Genomic DNA, 19,475 nt, shown 5'->3' on the forward strand with positions numbered 1-19,475 from the left:
GTACTTGTGTATTCCTTAGCAGCGTGTGACTTGGGCTGGGCTCTTGGCCACATAATACCCTTTGTGGGGGACAACATCTAAAGCGACTAGCGTGTCCTGTTCAGCAGGCTAGAGAATGAGTTTTACGTGGATAACAGGAAAAAACGGGCCTATAATCTGCTTTACCGAATCGGCGCCTTGGAGGCAATCGTGAGCCAAAAAGAAACGAACAGAGAAGAACTATGCCGCTTTATTTGCCAGCAACTACCTCGTCATCATCTAAATCAATTGCTTGAAGGCATTGAAGTAGCTTTTAAGAATAGCGACAGCCACCTTAAAGAGACTTTCAAGTATGTACCGCTGGCTGGTCCAGGGCCGCAGTTACATCATTACACGGTGCAAGAGGCTATTCTTGGTTTGCAGGGCGATGAAAGCTTCGAAGTGAGCAATTATTCTACTCGCCCAGCAGGCGGGCACTATGCGCTCATTCAGGCTGGTTCTCTTTTAATTACTACCAGTGTCGTGACAAAGGATAAAGCGCAGCCTACTTCGGCTAAATATCGGCGTGAGTTCAGCGCTATTAACGAAAAGCTGGAAGCGCAGCATCCTGACTTGTTTCAATCTGCCACGCCTCCTCTCGGCCCGAATGATGACTCTTTGCACGCTTTATTACTGCCTTATACAGCAAAATGGACAGAAGGTGACCACAGTTCTCCCTTAGGCATCGTTGTAGCCGTTCCATTCAGTGATCCAAGCGCAGGGTTTCACTTGCGAATTAGTGCTGATGAGCTTTTACAGTATTACGACGAAATAGATGGTCTCGGTGATGTTGCTTATCCGAAACTGCGTGCTAGCATGCGTCGCGATGAGGAACGAGACCAACACGAAGGTGGAAGCGAGTGACATGAGAACAGGGGTTGATGGATTTCAAGGCCAACGGCTGAGCCAGCTGCGTATGGCCCAAAATTTGACCCTCGCGGAGCTGGGAGAGCAAATTGAACGCTCTTCCAGCACGATTTCGGCATGGGAAAAAGGTACCCAGCTACCTGAGGCTGAGTCCTTTGATCGCCTTTGCCACGTTTTTAATGTTTCACGTATGTGGTTTCTCAAGCCAATACCGCTAGCTTTCCAGAGAGAACAGCGCCCCCATTTTTTCCGCTCTCAAGCATCTGCTCACAAGCAGGCCCGTGAGCGGTCGCAGTTGTATTTAGCATGGCTTCAAGAGATTTCAGACTTCTTTCAGGATGCAATGGAGTGGCCTGAGGTCAATGTACCTATGCTTGATGCCGATGACTGTCGCCTGATCAGTGATGAAGAAATAGAAGATATCGCGCGCGAATGCCGTGAAGCTTGGAATCTCGGCACTGCCCCTATTCCGAATGTTATCCAGGTAATGGAAAATGCTGGAATCATTTGTACTCGTGCGACCCTGGGGCATGTCAAAATGGACGGTGTCTCCCATGTTTCCGTCTTGGATGGCCGACCCTATGTGCTGATCGCTGAAGACAAAGCGAATGCTATTCGTAACCGCTTCGACGCAGCGCATGAACTGGGGCATCTAGTACTACACTCGAAAATTCCGGCTTCACAATATGTGAAAAATGAGCTCTACGACCTTTTAGAAGGGCAGGCACACCGTTTTGCCAGTGCTTTTTTGATGCCTCCTGAGAGCTTTGCGCAGGAGGTCGTATGGCCAACGCTTGATAACCTGCTCTCGCTTAAATCTCGCTGGAAGGTCTCAGTAGCGTCAATGATCGTACGCTGTCGAGACCTATCATTGCTTTCGGATCAGCTTGAATTAAGGCTTTGGAAAGGACGCTCTGCACGTAAATGGACGAAGGGTGAGCCAGGCGACGATACCTTCGCTTTCGAGCAGCCCAAGCTCATGATGCGCGGCGCTCATTTGTTGGTAGATAACGGCATCTTCGAGCGCGCTGAATTGGTGTATCAGATTGGGTTGCCGCCAGAAACCATTGAGATGCTTTGTAGCCTACGACCTGGTTATCTAAGCCAACAGTCCAATGCTGGTGATAACGTGGTGCCTCTCAAGCTCAAGCACAATACCGTAAGGTCTGGTCGAGCTACCCGAGCGGATGTCCTGCCATTTCAGAAATAGAGGTGAGAGCGTTGCATTTCCATTGGTTCACGAGGGTAGGTGCTTGTAGTAATTTTTTTAGCCTTTCCAGGAGGCTTGAGCACTTATTATCCATATAAACATAGCCTAGTTCAGACATCGCCTGCATCAATTCGTCCTGCCAATTCTGTTACAAACGGTGATGGATTATTAGCACTGTAAATTATATGAATTTCCTCTTCCGCACGCGTGAAGCCTACATAGAACAGGCGACGTGCCTCTCTTATCTCTCCCTCTCCTGCATTATTGCGCGGTAGCTTGCCGTCATCCATACCGAAGAGAACGACAAAACGGAACTCGCGGCCCTTGGAGCTGTGAAGGGTTGTCAAGGTGATGCGATTGTTGCCCTCGCCATGACCGCAGAAAAGGCCGAGCGTGAAGCCGTCACAGGTGTTCCCGGGGGCACTTTTCTCTACAAATGTATTTAGTGTGTTGCGCTCGTCGCTCATAGTGCGGCTTCGGGCAAGGTGATCGTTCAGCAACTCTTGGCGGAAGGTCGTTAGCCAAGTATGAAGATCAAGCGTGCTGTCACGCCGTTCCCATAGGAAAGTAATTAGCTGTCGCTGGAATTCGTTTTGCTCTGTTTCGGAGGCGAGCGTTTCAGCGAACAGACGCTCGCCGTCAGCCACGAGCCTTGAGAAGCGAGGTGTTCCTGTTTGCCACCCGCTGCAGCACCACGTGGCACATTGCTCTAGCCAGCGCATCAGTCGGCTTGAGCGGGGGTAGTGTGATTTACTGTCCGCCCTGACTGTGCCATAGCCGTATGCCTGGGCAGCATCTGCAATATAGTCACCGAGCCATGCGGCTGGGTAGAGGATAGCAATGTCTCCCGATTCTAAGCCCGGTAGCCTAGCTATGGCATTGGGAATGAGCGTCTCGAAAATGTAGTACGCACGCTGTTCATAGCTGCCATGAAGGGGCTGAAAATAGATCGTCCCTTCTGCAGCGCCCGCCGGAGCCTCGTATCCCCTTTCCTCACCTAGCGCGAACTGCGAAGCGGTGACGATGCTTGATCCGCAACGGTAATTCAGGCGCAGCGGAACCGTTTCTACATCCGCGCGCTGAGCAAGCCTCCTTAGCAGTTCCGGTTTTGCGCCAATAAAGCCGTATATCGATTGATCCACATCTCCGACAGCGAAAAGTCGTATTCCGGTGCTGAAGCAAAGTCCTAAAACCATACTGTGCAATGCACTGCCGAGATCCTGATATTCATCTACAGCCAAAACGGGATATTTAGCGCGAATGGCGCAGCGGAGCCACTTGTTTTCCCTAAGCGCACGCAAGGCGAGTAATGGCATATCATCGAAATCGATCAATCCTTGCGCCCTCAGCTCTTCTTCGTAGGCAAGAACGAGTTGAGCACATGTGGCATCGTCGTCATGAAAGGCTGCTGCCGCACGGTTTAGATGAGATCGACGATAACGTTCCATGAGTCCCTTCCACATTCTGTGTGGATCCTCATCCCTTCCAATAACCCTGTCATAGGCGCGCTCCAGTGCGTCGCGTTGTTCCTGCAGATTTGCGACTGCAAAATCTTCTGGCAGGCCGAGCCTAGCCACCTTTGAGTATGGCAATATGATTTGCGTTAGCGAGAATGAGTGGACAGTGCCAATAAAAATCCGTTTGCCAGGTGCAATACCCAGGTCGTTGAGCCTTTGCTCAAGTTCACGCGCGCATTCGTTGTTATAGGTAATGCAGGCTAGGCCCCGAGGCTCTTCAATATCTTCGGCGAGCATACGCGCTAGCTTGATTGTCAGTGTCTTCGTTTTGCCGCTGCCTGGGCCTGCCAGCACGACACAATGACCATCCGATTCATAGGCAGCCCACTGTCCCGAATTGCCCCGTAGGCTTTCGGCAGCCTTGATATACGCTGAACGCTCAGACACGGTCGGCCACGTATCTGATGGCACGGTCGATATATCCTGGAGGGTCAATCTCCTCGCAGTGAGAGAGCAGTCTTTGGGCAAACCTCCCCTTGCCAATGCTATCTATCATCTTTAGAAGAAGGCGCTCATCCAAGTTGTTGGGATTTTCTTCCCAACGATTAACTTGGTCTTGGCGCTCCGCGCTGAACCTGTACTCACGCAGCACCCCTATGATCGCGTCCGCGAACCCTTCCTGAAAAAGGTCAGCCTCAAGGGTCTGCATATTGGAAAAAATGCCGAAGTCCTCACACCGCTTACGAAAATCTTCATAATCGCTGTGCCCGGCCAGTTCCGCGAGCACATCGTCCGGGCTTTCTCCGGTGCAATGTTCCGCAATAATCGCAATAAGTCCTCGGCTGCGATTGTAAGCAAGCGGTTTTTTCCCTTCTTGCGGATCTCGGTCCGTGATTACGGAAAACGGTATGCCGAGACCGCTCAGAAATTTTACATATGGTTTAAAATTAGTTCCTGAAACTGAGCAGACAGTTATACCTAACCTGTCTAGAGGTTGTCCGATTCGCTCCGCAAGGGCGGGTACAAGGAACTTCTCTGCATCACCTTCAACTAGAATAACGCCTCGCGCGAACAGCATTTCTGCGCGCGTCACATCTAGATACCGTGCAATATCGTCCGCTTCGTGGTCACTGAGATTGATCTCTTGAGCTGAATAGCCGACTGTACCTTTCTCGCCGGCGTCCTTTAGCAACACGATTGACCGTAATGGTGAAACGCTTGCGATGTGTGGAGAGTGGGTCGTCAAAATGACTGAGAGAGGCCCTGGCGTCTCTTCGCCATCGACCGACTCGAACATTTGCCGGTAAACCGAGCGCTGTAGATGTGGGTGCAGGTGCGCTTCTGGTTCTTCTATTGCGAGGAATGTATGGTCGCGACTGTTTTCACTGATCAGTTGCCTGATTTCTAGTGTTTTTAGACTGAGGAAAACCAGGTTGGCAGAGCCGAGACTGGCATCATCGATTCCTCGCGCGCCATCATCAATTAATAGGCGGATGGAACGATGCAGGCGAGTCGGGTCCGCTGGGCTGAATCCGATACCGGGTCGGATATTCTGGCGCGGCCCGCTTAACTCTAAAAACGCGTCTGCGATGCGTTGTTGTAGTAATTGGACTTCTTCGAATTGCGTTATCTTTCCGGTAACTTCCTCAATAGCCGCGCCGATGGCCACGAGATCATCTTGGTCGACGGTCCTGAATGCCTCTTCCACCAGTGGGCGTAGAGGTGAGCGCCGCCATACGGCGAGATCACTCTCGGCGTCGCGCAGCGCCGGAAGTACTTCCATTGCGATTCGGCGCCGTAATTTGTGACCATAAGTTTTTGTATCACTCTCCCCCCCATAGCAGAAGAATTCGAAATCTGCTGCAGATATAGGGGCGTCAACGTCGAGATCGGCTCTCGCCCGAAGTTCATAGGAAAGCCTCACGGTCTCGGGATCGTCATCGAGTCGAAAGTCTGTAAGGACGGCCAGAATATCCGGATCATGCTCAAAGTCTTTGATTTCGACGCTGACCACGATATTGTCATCCGCACTGAGCGTTTCGAGGCCGTCCCAGAAGTCTGACGGGGAGAGCTGACGTGCGCTATCCGGTAGATTGTGGTCAAAAATGAGCCGCAAAGCGTACAGAAGGTTGCTCTTTCCAGTACGATTCTCGCCTAGTATCACCGCGTTGCCACCGAGAGCAACGTCAAGAGTCTGGAAGTTCCTGAAATTTCTTATAAAAATTCTAGAAAGGCGCATGTCCCAAACTCTGCTCTTTTAGGCTTTGTTTGTAACCTAACATAGCTTAGCGCGTATCGACACTTTTGCGTTCTGAATGAAAAATTAGTGCATATGCATCGTTCAACGCGATCAATATGACTAGACGGTTGAAGCGATGATAAGCTTGCTTGCTGATTACGAGTAAGTGGCCTGCGATAAGTAAATTGTTGAATAATAAAGGATAATTTATTTATAGGTGTAGCAGAATATAATTCGTATTCCTTAAAGCTAGGTGGTTGTGCTCATAATTCTTTGCATATGTGATAATAAAAATCACTGAAGGCAAGCACCCTCCTGATAAGCAATGCAGATCCTTTCTTGAGGTGGCTACCTGCCCCATCGTTCGCACATACCTTTGGTTGAAATGCCTCTATTCACGATTTTATGCCCATGCAATGCGGGGAGTAGACTGGGGAGTATATCCATAATAATTTCCTATTATTTTTATAGTCTTATGTTTTTATTGATTTTTTATAAAATTATCAATATTCAGATTCAGAATATTGAGTGATGTCGACGTAACAATATGACCAAGCTCTAAGTTTTAGTCATTAGTAATAAGCGTGTTTACCATCTACGGTTGCAATAATTGTTAAGCCACCAGGAAAATAGTTTTCCACGCCATTGGTTGAAGCCCTTGGCTTCTTTGGTTTTTAAAAAGCTAACGTATTTAGAGAGAATGCCGCGAGTGGGAACTTGGCCCTTCGTGATAATAGCGTCGCTAGTGCGTTAGTCCCTGACACGTGGCGGCTTTTCGGGCCACTCTGAAAGGGCGATTTCGCCCTCGATAGCATCTATCACTACCTCAAATTCCTGCGGGCAGTGTTTCACGCCACACTCCCATACAACGATGACGCGCCATCCTTGAGCCTCTAGTTCGGCCTGTTTGCGTGCGTCTCTGCGTACGGTCTCGGCGAGCTTGTTCTGCCAGAACTCCTTTTGGCTGGCGGGCGTTGTCGCATAGAAGCAGCCTTCATGGCGGTGCCAAAAGCAGCCATTTACAAAAAGAGCGACCTGATAAACAGGAATCACAAGGTCTGGTTTACCGGGCAAGTGGTTCGCGTGGGCGTCAAAAGAAATATGTCGTTTCTCAAGCTCCGCCTGAACGAACCGCTCCGGGACAGTATTCTTGCCCTTGATTGAAGCCATCATTTTTGACCGGGTGGAACGATCAACTATGTCCGCCATGGTGGTGCCCGCGAATAAATTCGATGAAGCTGGATAGCGTCTCGACGCTGCCTTGAGCGTAAAACGGCTGCAGCGGCGATGGAATTACCAGTTGAACGCCAGCATCCCTCATTTCCGTAAGCTGATGCTCTGATACGCCGGGTTGAAGGGTCAGCAAGTGCTTTAAAGGAATACGCTGCGCTTCATTCAGAACCTGCCGCCAGCGGTCCTTGCAGGTGGTTTTGACGCCCAGCATATGAAGTTTTGAAGAAGGAAAGTCATCGTGTTGATACGCTTCACTGCTTGGAAACAGGAAGTCCGGCTTTGAGCGTTTCTCGGTTCTGGCGCCGCGCTCAAACGGTAACCCGTGCTTGCCAAATATCCACTCCAAGTGGTTCTCCAAGGCGTGCCCGGCTCTGGATTTTCTTCGGTTCTGAACACTGAGAGAGAAGCTGATAAAAGCATCTACATCGTTAGACCAGCCGTTGGCATGCTCTACCAGGTGTGCACTGACAATGTGGCGCTCCAGCTGCTTAAAGAGTATTTCTTCGCGCTCGATCAATGCCATCAACGTATCGTCAGGCGCGGAGACTGGATCAATATCATGTTGCAGCGTTTCAAGCGCCAGATCTGACAGTTTTCGAGTGGTGGGAAATTTTAGGTCGAATCTTTCAAGCAGTAGATCTAGCCAACTATCCTCATCAGCACCTGCTCTTGGGACGGCTATCCCAACTTCGTCAGCAATATAGTTGAACAGTGAAACCGGAACCTCGATGCGGGTTGGGTCGACGATTTCAAGCGTCGTACCAGGCTCCTCATACACACCAAACAGCCAGAGAAGCGCTGTTCGAAGCTCACTTTCCTGGGGAACGATAACCAGCAGCAGAGAACCATCAGGCCGGTGAGCATAAATCAGGGTGTCTCCCGCCGCCGCAGACTTCAGGGGCTCATTGCTGCTTTTATAGTACAAACGAAACTCTGCACTACGCGCCGGGTCATTCTCGCGTGCATCGTACCAGGTTAACGTCCCATTCTGAGAGAGCCTGTCGGCGTCATCATCACCCATATAGAGACATGTGCTCTCAATATAGAGCCGCTCATTTCCGAGAATTTGCCGGAGCTTCTGAACCCCTTGAAGTTCATGCTGGTTGGACTTTTTGGGGTTAACCTCAACCTCACTCAGCAGCTTTACGCCAACGCCTGTAAAGTGAGTGGACAGCTTTTCCATACGTCTATGGCCCCTGATATCTTGGCGTTCAAAACCCTGGCAAACCCGTTACTGCGCGAGGGGAATCTCTATCTGCTTTTGGTCTTCTTTCGCCTTGATAGACTCAATTTTTCGGGCAGCAAGAATGCGCGATTTCATTAGCTTTGCCACGGCTTCAAACACCGGAACAACCACCGAGTTACCAAACTGCCGGTAGGCTTGGGTGTCGGATACCGGGATGACGAAGTTGCTCTCACCCAGCTTATCAAAGCCCATTAATCGGGCGCACTCTTGGGGCGTCAGCCTTCTTGGCCGGTGCGTGAGGTTGTGTTCACTGTAGAAATCCAGTGCGTCATCAAAACCTCTATCTACCAAAATCTCCGAGCCATCCTTGTGATAACGGGCTGACAAGGTGCGGGCCACGTCGTGGGAGCGGGTCAAACCAAAGCCGAATCCGTTACCCTTTTCGCGGTGCTTCTGCGCGTACTTGTAAAGGTACTCCCACAGTTTAGGCGTCAGGATGTACTTGTCATCGACGTCCTTATCCAGGAGTTCGCCAAAAGAGGGGCGCTGCTTCGGATACATGTTGACGATGTCTTTTAGAGTGAAGCCATTATGAACATCAAGGTCTCGACGAAAGCCCACAAGCACAATCCGCTCGCGATGCTGAGGAAGGAAGTGTTTGGCATCGATAACCTTGGGGTCCTGGCCTTTGGGAGCGTTAACATCCGCCACTTCATAACCCAGCTCATCCAGCGTCTCACAGATCACACGGAAGGTTTTACCCTTGTCGTGGCTCTTGAGGTTTTTGACGTTTTCAAGCAGAAAAGCCGCCGGCCGCTTGGCGGCCAGAATTCGCGCAACGTCAAAAAACAGTGTTCCCTGGGCATCGCACTCAAACCCGTGTTTGAGGCCAAGAGAGTTCTTTTTTGAAACGCCTGCCAGAGAAAACGGCTGGCACGGAAAGCCTGCGAGTAACACGTCATGATCAGGAATCTGCTGATCAATGTGTTTATAGGCGGTATCTTCGTCAATCTCGAGATTTGAGCTCAGCGTGACTTCGCGGATATCTTCGTTGAATCGATGCGTAAGCGGATCGCAGAAATGATTCGCTTTATAGGTGCGTACGGCGTACTTGTTCCACTCAGACGTAAATACACATTCGCCACCAATGGCTTCAAACCCTTTTCTTATTCCCCCAATACCGGCGAACAGGTCAATGAATCGAAAAGACGGCTTGATATCATTGGGTTTAGGCGTTGGCAGCATGGACACCATGCGCTGGTAGGCGGCACGGGTAACCTTGGGTTCAGCCTTTCCTTTGGCCCAGCGATTGATGGTTTCTCGGCACCAGCTCCCCTTGTCAGCCTCGGCAAGTGCTTCTGCGATGGCTCTTTGATCGTAAATTTCCAACAGCTTGTTCAAAAGAGCTCTGTCATCAAGCCTCTCATAGGGCGATAGAGAAGTACCTGCTGGTTGAGAAGCCGCGTCTGAGTCAGCAGCGTTATCAATATCGAAAAGGAGAGTCATGAGGTTCTCTGGGTCAAATGTGTGACGATCTGCCACGATTGTAGGCCCATCATTCGGTTTTGGCGAGATCTTACTGCTGAATACGGCTGTTCTTTAACATCTGATCACTGGCCGGGCGATCCAAATGGCCAGTGGCAGAAAGATGAATGTTTTTGGCAATTTCTTCGACGGGATCGTCAAGCGTTCCCAGAAACTGGAACTCGGAAGGGGTAACGTAGCGCGCTTTTTGCTCATCTTTTCCGGTGAAAGATTGTTCCGCCCCCGTTGCCGATGAGCGTCTTTTCATTATCTCGCGCAAGGTCGTTTCATCCAATAACTTTGCCAATAGTACGACGTTCTTGCGATCCCCGATTCGGTTGAGTAGGTAGCCCGTGCCCAGGTTTTTGTTCCAGATCGGCTTCACCATAATCATGTGCAGCGTCTTGATGCCTCTCTGGGCCAACGCCAGCATAACCCTTAGCTGGCCGTTATTAATCCCAAAAGAGAGATTCTCGTCAGGGCCATCAATGCGCGGGAACTTGTGCTTAACCTCCAACTGCATGAAAGTGTTATCCGGTAGCCGTGCAAGGCTGTCTATATCCCACACGCCATCGAAAAAAGGCTGTATTGCACAGTTTTTGAACAAGCGATGGAGCACGACTCGCTTGAAAAGATCATCGCTATATTGGCTGGAAATACCCGCCCAGAACGCTTGTTGGGAGCGGTGTTCATCAATGACCGACGCCGCAGGAATCCTGAATTGAGGTACTGTCTGTCGCCGGTTCTTCAGCATAAAGGACTGAATGGGAATATGCGTTTCGCCGTTCCACTCCTTGATAAAGAAGTCTCTGGCCGACTCGTTGTAATAGCAATCAAACAGAAAACCGTCATGACTTCCTTTGGGCGCAAGAAGCTTGCGCAGCGCTGCTGCTGACGTGCACGCTTCTGAGTGGTCCCATATCCACCAGGCATTCACAAACGTTTTCCGCGTCGAATGGCGCTGGGCTTTCACCGTCAGTGTGCGAACCAGCGAGATCGGCAATACGTCAATCCCTTGCCCGGTAAGCTTGCTGAGATACTCGTTAAATACTGACTCAATAACGAGGCCTTCCAGCATCCGGCTCTTGTCGGAACGAACGAGAATTTCCTTTAGCTGCTCGATGTTATCAAGCGGAATATCCTGAAGGGGCCCAAACGGGGTCAGCAAGCTCATTGCCTATTATCCTGCGCTACGCGTGGAGGTTTGATATTGGCTGGGCAAGGAATAATTAGCAAGTGTTGAAGGAGCCGCTTGGGTCAACTTAAAAACTACTCCCAAGGCCATGGCGACTGTGAAGTTGAACTGCCCACATCGCGGCTGTTTTTTTAAAATACACCCAGTCCTATAACAGGTGCCTGATGCATCACCAGAATACTCAGTGATTCGATTCGGAGTGCCAAATCGCAGTCATGGCTATTTCATTCGCTATGTCTTGGGTGATCCCCGGCCCTTTTCGGAAAGCTGCATCGTCTGGCGGAAAGTAAGGGCATTATTTTGCTTACCAAGCCAGCACCGGGTATAACACCTAGTAGAGTAATAGAGAGAGTGATTTCCTACGTTAGAAGAGTAAAAGTCGCCCAAAAAGCACTTGAATTACTCGAACGCCAACAGTGTCGTGATCGGCAAATGATTTTCGACGTGCAAGACGAGATCGAAGAAAAACGTGATGCACTTATCGATGCTCTGGAGCGACAGATGCATCGAAAAAGCCAGACTAATCGGCTGTTCCAGATTCGCTGCGTAGGCGTTTAAGTACTCACGCGGCATTCACGGATTGACCCCAATCAACCAGCTGTTTACTCTTCTATGTGAACGCCCTCCACGCTTCTCGTCAGATCAGCGCACCATGGAGGGTTACTTTTTTGTATGGCCGATGATGGACGCAACACTGTCCTTGGCGACACCAATTAAGTTGCCCGACTACACGATACGTTATGACGTCCAACACGAAGCGCGTGCAGAGCGCTCCCCAATGATCATCGGTCTGCCCTAGCGGTTGCCCGAGCTTTTTCAATTATTCTAACTGTCGAGCTTTTCTCGTCAGTTGCACGATCTGATGGATACGAATCAATGGTTGCTACGACTGCAGACGGTCACAAGGAACGCTTTATCAAGCTGTTGCACGAGCTTTTTCAGCTCGATAAGCCAGAGTTGGATTTCGGGCTGTACCGCATCATGCATGCCAAAAGCGACCAGCTCTCCCGCTTTATCCGTGAAGACTTAGCCCAGGCGATTGAAGATGCCTTCGCCAAGCAGGGCGAGCAGCAACTATCAGCGATGCGTCATGACATTGATGAGAAGCGTAAACAAGCCGAAGAACTAGGTGCTCCAGATCCGGATAGCGCCCCTGCTGTGAAACAGGCTAGGGCGGCTTATCATGTGGCTAAACAGGAGCAGAGTGCTTCGGTAGATATCTACGACCACCTCTATCGCTTCTTCTCACGCTACTACGATAAAGGCGACTTTATGAGTCGCCGACATCACGTGGCGGAGAATGACAGCCGTGCGGCTCCCTACGCAGTGCCCTACGATGGCCGTGAGGTTTACCTCCACTGGGCCAACAAAGATCAGTACTACGTAAAATCTTCCGAAACCTTAGCCAATTTTACCTTCAACCTAAACGAAGCGTTAAAGACGCTGCAAGGCTCCGCGGCCCAAACAGGGTTAGCGTTTGATTCGACAGACGCTGCCCTCAAAGTACACTGCCGCGTGGTGGACGCCACAGAAGGTGAACATAACGATGTTAAAGAGAGCACCGAACGCTTCTTTATCATCCATCATGATGAACCCATTCGCTTGGATGGCGCCGACCTAGTGCTGCAGTTTGAATACCGCCCTGATCCAGAAAAGACCGGGCAGAGTGGCGTTTGGCAGAAAAAGCGGTTGGTGGAAGCTGAAGAGCGCATTATGGAAGCGCTGCGCGCCACTGATGGTGTCGTCGCCTACCGTGAAAACTTGGCCACCCGTGCACCCACCGACAAGCAGAAAGAGCGCACGCTGTTGGGCAAGTACTTGCAGCAGTACACGGCCCGCAACACGATGGATTACTTTATCCACAAAGACTTGGGTGGCTTCCTCTCCCGCGAGCTGGATTTCTATATTAAAAATGAAATTCTGCGGCTGGATGATATCGACGATGCGGATGTGCTCATCGTCGAGCAACAGCTTAAAAAAATTCAAGTGCTGCGTAAATTGGCTAAGGAAGTTATTGATTTCTTAGCGCAGTTGGAGAACTTTCAGAAAAAGCTTTGGTTGAAAAAGAAGTTTATTACTGAGGTTGGCTACTGTTTTACACTTGATCTAATGGAAGCTAATATAGATCTGGCAAGTATGGCTCTTTCTAATCCACGTCAGAGGTCAGAATGGGAGAAGCTGTACTGCCTTGATATTGGTATGTTAGAGCGTGATATAAAATCACTTGGCGTCTATGAAGTGATAAAATCTAAAAAATATTGCCACTTGATGGTGGATACTAATAATTTTGATTTTCAATTTTTCTATGATATTTCTTCATTGTTAGAAAGTCCTGGCTCCAATCTCGATGGTTTAGTAGTTAATGGTGAGAACTATCAAGCTTTACAGGCTTTTAAAAATAAGTTTGAGGGTGAATTTGATAGCGTTTATATAGATCCTCCCTATAATACAGATGCAGGGCCAATTAACTATAAAAATGGTTATAGAAACTCCTCTTGGGTTTCGTTGTTACAAGATAGGCTTTTTGTATCTAAGACTCTTATGAAAGAAGACGCTATCAACTGTGTTACTATTGATGACTATCAAGTCAATGAGTTATCGATGGTGCTGGACAGTGTGTACGGGGGTGATGCTCACCTTGGAACAGCAGTTATTCGCAACAATCCTTCTGGCCGATCTACAGTAAGCGGTTTTTCTATATGCCATGAATATGCAATTTTTCATTCGAATAGCGATGGTGCTCGCCTTTCGCGCCTTCCTAGGAATGAAAAGCAATTATCTCGATTTACAGTTGAAGAAGGTAAATATGTAGATTGGCGTAATTTTAGAAAAGATGGAGGAGCTGTGACGCATCGTAAGGAGCGTCCTAAACAATTTTACCCAATTTATGTAAATCCAGAAAAAATGACACTTCGTATTCCTGATCTTCAATGGGACTCAGCCTCTAAGTCATGGATTGAGCTTGAAAGCCTTGGAGATAATGAAGTCAAAGTTTTCCCAATTGATGATAATGGTAAAGAAAGAGTGTGGAGCCTTTATCATATATCCGCTAAGGAAAAAATATTTGATCTCGAAGTAGCCCTAACAAAAGCTGGTAATATCAAAATTATGCGTCGGCATGAGCCTGATTCAGGTGTGCTTCCTCGAACATGGTGGGATGATAAGCTTTATGCAGCTAGAGAATATGGTAGTGCAACTTTAAGAAATATGTTCTCAGTAGCTGAGTTCTCTTTTGCTAAGTCTCCGCATGCAGTGAAAGATTGCCTTTGGATATCTGGTGCTGATAAGAAAAATGCTCATGTTCTTGATTATTTTTCGGGTTCTGGGACCACTGGGCATGCTGTCATTAATTTAAATAGACAAGATTCGGGTAGTCGTAAATATTGTTTGGTTGAGGTGGGGGATTATTTTGAAAGCGTTTTAAAAAGCAGATTAAAAAAAGCTGCGTATTCTGAAAAATGGAAAGATGGGCATCCACAGGAAAGTACATCAGGTGGATACTTAGGTCTTTCACATGCTTTCAAATATTTTTGTTTAGAAAGCTACGACGATGCCCTCAACAACTTAGAGCTAGATGATAATCCCCAGCGCGATGCGCTGGTTGAGCAGAACTCTGACCTGCGCCGCAACTACACTCTCAAGTATCTACTCGACGTAGAAACTCGCGGCTCGGCCAGCCTATTGAATACCGAGTGGTTCCGTGACCCTGAAAGTTACATGCTGAAAGTGAAGCAGCCCGGTAGCGATGAAAGCCGTAAAACCGCAGTGGATTTGGTTGAGACTTTTAATTGGTTGATTGGCCTGCACGTATCCCATTTGGATAAACCACGCACCTACGTAGCCCGCTTCGAGCGCGAGGCCGACCCCGAGCTGCCGGAAGATCAGAACACGCGCCTGAAAGCTGTCAGCTTGCGAGAAAATGAAGATGGCGCGTACTGGATTCGCCAAGTGGAAGGTCACGTGCGCCGTATTCCGGGCAGCGACGAGGATTTGACTAAAGTGTTGGTGGTATGGCGCAAGCTAACGGACGATGCGGAAAAAGATGCCGCTGTGCTAGAGGCGCTGCTCGAAAAATATAAGATCGGCACCACGGATAGCGAGTTCGACACCATCTATATCAATGGCCCCCACGGCCTGAATTTGTCGGGCCGTGCCCGTGATCGTGTTCATAGCCTGGAAGAAACCTTCCATGCCCGCATGTGGGAAGGGTGTGATGATGACCTCTAAACCTGTTATGCCGACGTGTTGGATCGTTGCTGGCCCCAATGGGGCTGGCAAGACCACCTTTGCCCTGCATTATTTGCCGCAGGTGGCTAAATGTGCACGTTTTATCAACGCTGACTTAATTGCTGCCGGGTTGTCACCTTTAGCGCCTGAGCGTGAGCTGCTCTCTGCCAGCCGTATTTTTCTCAAGGAAATCGAGGACGCCATTATCGAAGGCGAAGACTTTGCTTTTGAGACAACGCTCTCCGGGCGGGGGTATCTCAGCCTGATAAAACGTCTGATGGAATCGGGGTGGCGGGTCGAGCTCGTCTATTTAGCGCTGCCTTCGCCCGAGATGTCGCGACTGCGTGTAGCTGAGCGTGTCTCTCACGGTGGCCACCATATTCCGCTGAAAGATATCCAGCGCCGCTTCCCCCGCAGCCTGAACAACCTATTGATGCTCTACGCGCCAAGCGTTACCCGTGCGCGCTGTTTTATGAATGCGGGCGGAGCCCCTGCGCCGGTTTTTGAGCAAGCGGGTGCGCAGCGCCAAGTGCTTGATGAGCGTTACTACACTTTACTCCTAAAGGAGTCTCAGCCATGACTCAGTTGACCCCCGATACTCACGAGATGCTAGAAAGCTTGCGCTCGGCTGTTGCCGAGACGCTCGAGCGTAAACGCCGCCTGGGTCAGTATGCTGTGGTCTGGGAGAACGATAGGCCAGTCCTCATAGGTGATGATGCGCCTACCCAACAGAGTGATGAGCAGAATCGACAGGATCGGGAGTCGCATTAATGGCAGGTAAGCCACGCCAAGCGAAAATCAGAGTACTCAGCGCCAAGAATGACTTTCTCAAAAAACTGGTGCTCAACCAGTGGGTGATGACCCGCTTTGGTATCGACCCGCTTGAGCAGTGCCGTGACAAGGGCAGCCAAGTGCGCCCTATCACACTGCTGAATAAAAATCTCAAAGAGAGTCAGCCAGGATTAACCGGGGACCGGCATCATCACTATCTGCACGCGCTGCTGGGTGGCTATCAATCAAGCTGGCAATACAGCGAAGAAGATTTAAAGCGCTTTGATGCCAATATCGTCGAACACACCGATGCGCTCAATCAGCAGCGTGAGGTGGAAGTCGAGTGGAAGTATTTCCAGTGGTTAACGCTGCTATTCGTGGAAATTTACTTATTCGAATATTTTCGTGACCGTGAGGCGCTAAAAGAGAGCCTTAACACCCAGGTGGATAGGTTTAACGCGTTTTGGCAAGGACAGGGCTACCAAACGGGCATTGGCCGCTATCAGGACGAAGACCTTAATAAACTCTGCCTGCAAAATGCCACCGGTTCCGGTAAAACGCTGCTGATGCACACCAACGTGCGCCAGTTTCGCCACTATGCCCGCCAATACCAACGTATTGGCGACTATGGACAGATTATCTTAATCACTCCCAATGAACGCCTCAGCGACCAGCATTTACTTGAGTGCCGCGAGTCTAGCCTAGAGGCGGAACGTCTTAGCCAAGATGGAGGAGATCTGTTCAGCGGAGAGCGACGGTCACTCAGCCGTGTTGCCATTAGCGAAATTACCAAGCTCGGCAATGAGCAGGGCAAAAAGAAAATGGCCGTCGATAGCTTTGGTGACGGCAATTTGCTGCTGGTTGACGAAGGGCACCGTGGGTTGGGCTCTGCCAGTGAGGAGAAAGGCTGGCTTTCGCACCGTAACAAACTGGCGGGGCGTGGCTTCACCTTCGAATATTCGGCCACCTTTAAAGAAGCGGTGGTGGCCGCTGGGGATAATGGGGTTGAGGAGTCTTACGCTAAAAATATTCTCTTTGATTATGGGTACCGCTATTTCTATGAAGATGGCTACGGTAAGGATTACCGGATCTTCAATTTGCCCGAAAAAGAAACGCGGCAGCGCTACACGTACCTGACAGCGGCGCTCTTGGCTTTTTACCAGCAGCAGCGATATTTCCACGAAGAGCACCGCCAGCTAAGCCAGTGGAACCTTGCCGTACCCCTATGGGTGTTCGTGGGTGCCAGCGTGGTAAAAGACGATGGCAGTAAAGAGAGCGCTAAAAATTACAATGAGCGTGCTTCCGATATCGCTCAGGTGTTGGACTTTTTAGCGTGGTTTTTGGGCGAGAAAGAGCAAGCTAAGCAAGCGCTCAGCGCCGTTTACCAAGGGGATGCAGCAAGTGCGGGCCTGATTGATAAGCAAGGCAATGAAATTTTCTCTGGTAGCTTTCCGGGGCTTAAGGAACAGCAACTCACCGTTGACGCTCTCTATCGGGATATTCTTACTCATACGTTCCATGCGGCAGGTGGCGGTACGCTCAACGTTGACCGGATTACCGGCGACTCTGGCGAGCTGCTGTTGAAGGTGGGGGAAGCGGAAAAACCCTTTGGGTTGATCAATGTGGGCGACGCCTTGGGCTTGGCTGAACACTTGGAAAGCCACGATATCAAGCACCTACAGGTTCGTAAGTCTGAATTAGCTAACTCTATTTTTGCTGAGGTTACCCGTGAAAGCTCGCCCGTTAATCTACTGATCGGCTCCAAAAAGTTTATTGAGGGATGGAACTGCTGGCGCGTGTCCAGCATGGGACTGATGAACACCGGCAAGAAGGAAGGCTCGCAGATTATTCAACTCTTCGGCCGTGGGGTGCGTCTTAAAGGGCGCGATATGAGCCTGATGCGTTCAAGTCGTCTTGATCCGATTCTTGCGCCCAAATACCTCTATTTGCTGGAAACGCTGAACGTGTTTGGCGTTGGCGCCGACTTTATGGCCACCTTCCGCGACTTTCTCAAAGACGAAGATTTGCCGGGTAACGATAACCCGGAAGTGCATACCCTCAAGCTCAATGTTATGGAAGACGTGGGTAAATCATTGAAGATGCTACGGCCTAAAGTGCGCCAGGATACCCGGCAGGCCTACAGCTTTCATCGTGATGGGCCATTGGTGCGTTTTGGGCATCCGGTGATTAGCAGCGATTTTTATAGCCCGCTGGGCCTAACACCGGATATCGTTCTAAAGGAGCGCCGGGTTGAACTAGATCGCTACCCTAGGGTAGATAGCATTCAAGCATCGGGTGTGAAAGAAGTCATGGCTAAGCCCGGCTTGGCGAAGCAACTGCCACGCTATTTCGATGATGACAGGCTTTTATTCATCGACATGGCCGCGCTGGCACGTGATCTGGAGCGTTATCGCCGTGCCCGTGGGTACGCTAACGTATTAATCGACGCTGAGCGTTTCCCCGAGTTATTGAAAAGCCAGATTTGGTACAGCTTGTTAGTGCCCGATGACCAATGGAAACTCCATGCAGATAACTTTCAGCGTTATCAGAGTATGGCGTTAGAGCTGCTATCGCTGCTGTTAGATCGTGTGTTCAACTATCACCGGCGTGCTTACCTAGAGCCACGCATGGAGTTGGTAGCACTTGAGGAAGCGCGCGGTAATTTGCCTAGCACCAATGAGTATCAGTTGGTGGTTGATGGCAGTGAGTTAGCGCTAATCGACGATATCAAACAAATGAAGGCGGCGATTGAGCAGCAGCAAAAAGTGGCCTATTGCTCATCCAAAGCAAACGGTGTCAGCGCCGTACAGATCGGTGCACATCTCTATAATCCGTTGTTACATCTTGGCAAAGATAGCCGGATTCGTGTTGAGCCGGTTGCTCTCAATGACAGTGAATTCCGTTTTGTAGAGGATCTCAAAGTATGGCTTAAGAGAAACCAGCAGGCCATCGCTAAGCGAGGTGAGCAGGTTTATCTGCTCAGGAACCTAGTACGGCAGGGAATTGGGTTCTTTGAAGCAGGAGGCTTTTACCCGGATTTCATCCTCTGGCATGTTAATCAGGATAGGCAGCGTATTGTCTTCGTTGACCCTCACGGCGTACGACATACTGGACCCAAAGATGAAAAGATAGAATTCTCTGAACGCATCAAGGATGTCCAGCGCCGCTTGAGGAATGAGTGTGTGGAGCTTGAAAGCTTTATTTTGGCCCCTTCCAGTACGACAAGCGCGTGGGTTAACAGTCACTGGGGTATGACTGCAGAGGAGCTCCGTGCTAAACATGTGCTGTTCATGTCTGATTCGGACTATCTGGATAGACTTATGCAAATGGTCACTGCCCCAGCAGTTCCCTGTTAGCTGCACCATGCCTCTCTAACTTGGTTAATGGAAACTGCGTGCAGGCTCTTAAAATTTGAATACTTTTCCTGAAACCAGTTTGAGAGTGCTCATAGCCTATGAAATTCGAGACGCAATGCGTCTCGAATTGCAAAATTAATAAGTAGCTGCGCATATCAAAGCTCTTATTCAGCCACCCATCAATTTCCTTGA

At 49.8% G+C, this 19,475-nt stretch carries 13 protein-coding genes; 7 read left to right on the plus strand and 6 right to left on the minus strand.

Translation table 11 applies throughout. The annotated features are described in order from the left end of the window. Positions 1-126 precede the first annotated feature (126 nt). Together ACT3RU_RS00480 and ACT3RU_RS00485 are read left to right on the plus strand one after the other, a co-directional pair. Positions 127-882, plus strand: a complete 756-nt coding sequence (locus ACT3RU_RS00480; RefSeq protein WP_192526794.1) for a hypothetical protein — start codon at positions 127-129, stop codon at positions 880-882. A 1-nt stretch (position 883) separates the two neighbouring features. After that, positions 884-2,095, plus strand: coding sequence for a helix-turn-helix domain-containing protein (locus tag ACT3RU_RS00485; RefSeq protein ID WP_192526795.1), 1,212 nt, complete (start codon positions 884-886; stop codon positions 2,093-2,095). Between the two features lie 110 nt (positions 2,096-2,205). Here the strand turns inward: ACT3RU_RS00485 and ACT3RU_RS00490 are convergent, their stop codons facing one another. From ACT3RU_RS00490 to ACT3RU_RS00515, 6 genes are all read right to left on the minus strand, one after another. Beyond that, on the minus strand, positions 2,206-4,023 hold the full coding sequence (locus tag ACT3RU_RS00490; protein WP_287078144.1) for an ATP-dependent helicase: 1,818 nt from the start codon (positions 4,021-4,023) through the stop codon (positions 2,206-2,208). Then, on the minus strand, positions 3,992-5,791 hold the full coding sequence (locus tag ACT3RU_RS00495; protein ID WP_192526796.1) for an ATP-dependent nuclease: 1,800 nt from the start codon (positions 5,789-5,791) through the stop codon (positions 3,992-3,994). The genes ACT3RU_RS00490 and ACT3RU_RS00495 overlap by 32 nt, the downstream gene beginning before the upstream one ends. A gap of 750 nt (positions 5,792-6,541) precedes the next feature. Beyond that, a complete protein-coding gene (locus ACT3RU_RS00500) occupies positions 6,542-7,000 on the minus strand; it encodes a very short patch repair endonuclease (protein ID WP_192526797.1) in 459 nt (152 codons plus the stop codon). Then, on the minus strand, positions 6,984-8,207 hold the full coding sequence (locus ACT3RU_RS00505; RefSeq protein ID WP_287078148.1) for a type II restriction endonuclease: 1,224 nt from the start codon (positions 8,205-8,207) through the stop codon (positions 6,984-6,986). Before ACT3RU_RS00505 ends, ACT3RU_RS00500 begins: the two co-directional genes overlap by 17 nt. A gap of 48 nt (positions 8,208-8,255) precedes the next feature. Next, positions 8,256-9,716: a DNA (cytosine-5-)-methyltransferase gene (gene dcm / locus ACT3RU_RS00510; RefSeq protein ID WP_192526925.1), complete on the minus strand. Its 1,461-nt coding sequence runs from the start codon at positions 9,714-9,716 to the stop codon at positions 8,256-8,258. Positions 9,717-9,786: 70 nt separating this feature from the next. Continuing rightward, positions 9,787-10,908, minus strand: coding sequence for a hypothetical protein (locus tag ACT3RU_RS00515; RefSeq protein ID WP_192526798.1), 1,122 nt, complete (start codon positions 10,906-10,908; stop codon positions 9,787-9,789). 372 nt (positions 10,909-11,280) lie between these two features. On the opposite strand from ACT3RU_RS00515, the gene ACT3RU_RS00520 reads away from it, so the two are divergent. The 5 genes from ACT3RU_RS00520 to ACT3RU_RS00540 all read left to right on the plus strand — a co-directional run bounded on the left by ACT3RU_RS00520 (position 11,281) and on the right by ACT3RU_RS00540 (position 19,283). Then, positions 11,281-11,487, plus strand: a complete 207-nt coding sequence (locus ACT3RU_RS00520) for a hypothetical protein (RefSeq protein WP_192526799.1) — start codon at positions 11,281-11,283, stop codon at positions 11,485-11,487. A gap of 318 nt (positions 11,488-11,805) precedes the next feature. Next, positions 11,806-15,156 carry a site-specific DNA-methyltransferase gene (locus tag ACT3RU_RS00525; RefSeq protein WP_192526800.1) on the plus strand — a complete coding sequence of 1,117 codons (3,351 nt, stop codon included), beginning with the start codon at positions 11,806-11,808 and terminating at the stop codon, positions 15,154-15,156. Continuing rightward, positions 15,143-15,736 (plus strand): ATPase, encoded by a 594-nt coding sequence (locus ACT3RU_RS00530; protein ID WP_225733711.1) that lies wholly within the window; start codon positions 15,143-15,145, stop codon positions 15,734-15,736. The genes ACT3RU_RS00525 and ACT3RU_RS00530 overlap by 14 nt, the downstream gene beginning before the upstream one ends. Beyond that, positions 15,733-15,927 (plus strand): hypothetical protein, encoded by a 195-nt coding sequence (locus ACT3RU_RS00535; protein ID WP_179914907.1) that lies wholly within the window; start codon positions 15,733-15,735, stop codon positions 15,925-15,927. Before ACT3RU_RS00530 ends, ACT3RU_RS00535 begins: the two co-directional genes overlap by 4 nt. After that, positions 15,927-19,283 carry a DEAD/DEAH box helicase family protein gene (locus ACT3RU_RS00540; RefSeq protein ID WP_483392487.1) on the plus strand — a complete coding sequence of 1,119 codons (3,357 nt, stop codon included), beginning with the start codon at positions 15,927-15,929 and terminating at the stop codon, positions 19,281-19,283. Before ACT3RU_RS00535 ends, ACT3RU_RS00540 begins: the two co-directional genes overlap by 1 nt. Positions 19,284-19,475: the final 192 nt, after the last annotated feature.

The organism is Halomonas sp. TP35 (assembly GCF_052375975.1).
In the GTDB taxonomy this organism is placed as follows: Bacteria; Pseudomonadota; Gammaproteobacteria; order Pseudomonadales; family Halomonadaceae; genus Vreelandella; species Vreelandella citrativorans.